The organism is Streptomyces sp. NPDC006283 (assembly GCF_040613325.1).
Classification (GTDB): domain Bacteria; phylum Actinomycetota; class Actinomycetes; order Streptomycetales; family Streptomycetaceae; genus Streptomyces.
Genome location: NZ_JBEXRZ010000389.1, coordinates 1 through 3,066 on the forward strand (window position 1 = coordinate 1; position 3,066 = coordinate 3,066).

A 3,066-nucleotide genomic window follows, 5' to 3' on the forward strand; every position below is an offset into this window, starting at 1 on the left:
CCGGACGTCGACCGCTGCGCCGTCTTGTTCGCGTGCGCCGCCGCGTCCGCCACCCTGCGGTCGGGGTGGTGGCCGTGCAGGGTGTTCAGAATGCGGAACGACGTGTTGGGGTCGGCCTGCGCCAGGGCGTCGGCAAGGGCCGTGGCGCCGCCCGGCCAGGTGGCGGCCGCCGCGTCGAAGGCGGGGAGCAGGCTCGTCGGCGGGATGTCGGCCACGTCCGGGACACCGGTCTCGCCGGAGTCGTGGACGCGCTTCACGTAGCCGAGCATGTCGTCGATCCAGCGCTGGTCCAGCTCCTCGACCAGCACCGCGGCGCGCGCGGTGAGCGGGACCGCGGTTTCGGGCACGGACTCTCCTCGGGCCATGAGCAGTCTGCGGGCGGCGGCGCCGATCACCGGATCGCCGAGCGCGGCGCGCAGCACGGTGCCGGGGACGGCGGCGAGGTCGAGGCGGGCGAAGTAGTCGGACGTACGGGCGGCGTTGACGTCGTCGGCCTTGGCCGCGGAGACGGCGTCGAGCAGCTTGCGCCAGGCGTCGTCCGTGCCGCCGCGGCGTGCGGCCCACGCCGCGAGTGCCGCGGCGCCGAGCCGGGTGGGCCAGTGGCGGGTGGCGGCGACGGTTTCGGCCTCGTCCCAGCCCGCGACGGTGTCCTGGTCGGGGGCGGCGACATGGCCGGCGGTGAGTACGTGGCGCATCACGGCGGCGCCGAGCGGGGTGAGCCCGTAGGTGTCGCCCGTGCGGAAGACGCAGCCGGTCGCGGCCAGTTGGTCGATGAGCGCCGCGAGGCCCCTGGCCGGCGCGTCGAGCTCCGCGCGGTCGGCCTCCGTACGGCCGGGCATGCCGAGCAGCACGGACAGCTCCTCGGGCGACGGGGTCTCGTAGGCGTCCGGGGCGCTGCCCGGTACGGGCGTCGGGGCGTCCTCCAGTTCGGGCGGCAGGCCGTCGGCCTTGGCGTCGGCGACCTTTCGGGCGACCGAGTCGGGGGTGCTGCCGCGCTCGTACAGCGAGTAGAGGATGTGCGCGGCGTCGAACGAGTACGCCTCCTGCGGGCCGGTGACCAGAGGCAGCCGTTCGGCCTGGGCTGCCAGAATGTCGGCGGCCAGCTCGACGAGTTCCTCCGGGGTGCCGTCGGTCCACACCGCGGTGGCGGAGCCGGGCAGGCCGCAGCGTTCCGAGACTTCGCGCAGCTCGTCGTCGAAGGTTCCGGCCGCGAGGGACACGGGCAGCAAAGCGGCGTGGAGCAGGCCCCGGATCTCGTCGGGCGCCGGGACGGCCGGCGGAGGCGGGAGGGGGATCGACGAGTCGCCGTAGTAGTCGAGGTGCTCGTCGAGCATGCGGTCCGCGAGCGCGGCGTGCGGCATCGACTCGGGTCCGGGTGCGAGGGCCGCGTGCCGGGCGGCGAACGCCTCCGCGAGACCTGCCGCGGTCCATCGGTCGGTCAACGCTTCGGCGATGCGCTCCAGTTCATCGGTGAGCGCGTCGTCGGGGCGGTCGGCGTCCAGCGGGGGCGTGGGCAGCAGCGGGCCGGCCGGTGAGGTCTCGCGGGTGTCGCGGGCGAACGCGGCGAGCAGTGCCTCGCCGAGCCGGGCCCGTACGGCGAACGTCCGGTCGGCGAGGTCGGAGCGGTGCAGCGGCTCGGGCAGGACCGGCCGGTCGGCGTGCGCGGCGCTCTCGTGGGCGTCGAGCCAGGCTCCCACGGCGTCGGCGTCGTCCGGGTCGACTCCGTCGGCGGTCAGCAGCGACGCGTACCAGCGGTGCCAGGTCAGGTTCGCCGGGTCGGCCATGGCGCGGCGGAAGCCGGGCACGGCGTCCTCGACGGCGACGAGCAGCCGCGCGTGACGCTTGGCGTTGAGCCGGCCGGCGGCGCGGACCCGCTCGGCGAGGAGGTTGAGGATGTCCGGTACGGCGTCCAGCTCGTCGTCGCCGGCGCACAGCAGCTGCGGCAGGTCCTCGTGCAGTACCCGCCGCAGCAGCGCGGGGGTCGGCTCCGGCACACCGGCCCGGCGGTCGGCGCCGCGCAGCGCGAGCATCGTCAGCACCGCGTCCGTGGTGCGTGCGGGCAGGGCGACACCTCTTTCCCCGGTCGCCCAGGTGAGGAAGTCGTCGCGGCCGGTGTTCAGGGCGTTCGTACGAGTCACCTGGTGAGCGTATGAGGAGGGGAGGCGCCGGAGATCCTTCCGGGCCGGGGGTTAGCCCGATCGAGCGAGCACGGATTGTCCGCGGGGCGATGAGTTCCTCCACGGCGACCGGTCTGCACTGTATGAACACTTCCGACACCACCCCCCTGCCCGACCTCACTCCGGCCGCCCGGGCGGTGACCGGGCTGCTCGAAGCGATCGGCGACGAGCGGCTGGGCGATCCGACGCCCTGCCCCGAGTACGCCGTGCGGGAGCTGCTGGCCCACGTCGACGGACTGTGCCTGGCCTTCCGGGACGCGGCACGCAAGGATCTCGGGCCGGCGACCGACACCTCGCCCGATGCGCGCCTTCCGGTTCTCGAGGACGGCTGGCGCGCCCGAATCCCGGTGCGGCTGAACGAGCTCGCGGAGTCCTGGGGGCGTCCGGAGGCCTGGCAGGGCATGACCCGGGCCGGTGGTGTGGACCTGCCGGGGGACATCGCGGGCCGCGTCGCACTGAACGAGCTGGTGATCCACGGCTGGGACCTGGCCCGGGCGACGGGGCAGGACTACGACCCCGGTGAGGCGAGTGCGGCGGTGTCGTACGAGATCGTGCGGCCGACGGGTGACGACTCGCTGCGCGACGGGATCTTCGGCCCCCCGGTGGCCGTGCCGGACGACGCGTCGTTGCTGGACCGGGTGGTCGGGTTCAGCGGGCGGCGGCCCGACTGGCGCCCGGGCGGCTGAGCCGACTCCGCCCCGCACGGACAGCGGGGCGGCGGCCCGACCGGCGTCCGGGGGATTGAGCCAGGAGTCGACGAAGTCGGGGTTGTCGGAGAAGTGGGCGCCCAGCTTGATGTGGTGGTCGCGGGTGGCGACCACGTAGCGGTAGCCCGGCTGGGCCTGACCGACCAGGTCGGTGATGGCGGCTGCGACGTCGGCACCTCCCG

At 74.8% G+C, this 3,066-nt stretch carries 2 protein-coding genes and 1 pseudogene; 1 reads left to right on the top strand and 2 read right to left on the bottom strand.

Annotated elements, in window-relative coordinates; all coding sequences use genetic code 11:
• Window positions 1-2,138, bottom strand: a 2,138-nt coding sequence (locus ABZ070_RS36360) for a hypothetical protein (protein ID WP_356640367.1), incomplete at its 3' end; no start/stop codon positions are given.
• 122 nt (window positions 2,139-2,260) lie between these two features.
• Here ABZ070_RS36360 and ABZ070_RS36365 point away from each other — a divergent pair.
• Window positions 2,261-2,863 carry a TIGR03086 family metal-binding protein gene (locus ABZ070_RS36365; protein WP_356640369.1) on the top strand — a complete coding sequence of 201 codons (603 nt, stop codon included), beginning with the start codon at window positions 2,261-2,263 and terminating at the stop codon, window positions 2,861-2,863.
• Window positions 2,864-2,923: 60 nt separating this feature from the next.
• Here the strand turns inward: ABZ070_RS36365 and ABZ070_RS36370 are convergent.
• Window positions 2,924-3,066: pseudogene (locus ABZ070_RS36370) on the bottom strand (nicotinamidase); the annotation flags it as partial.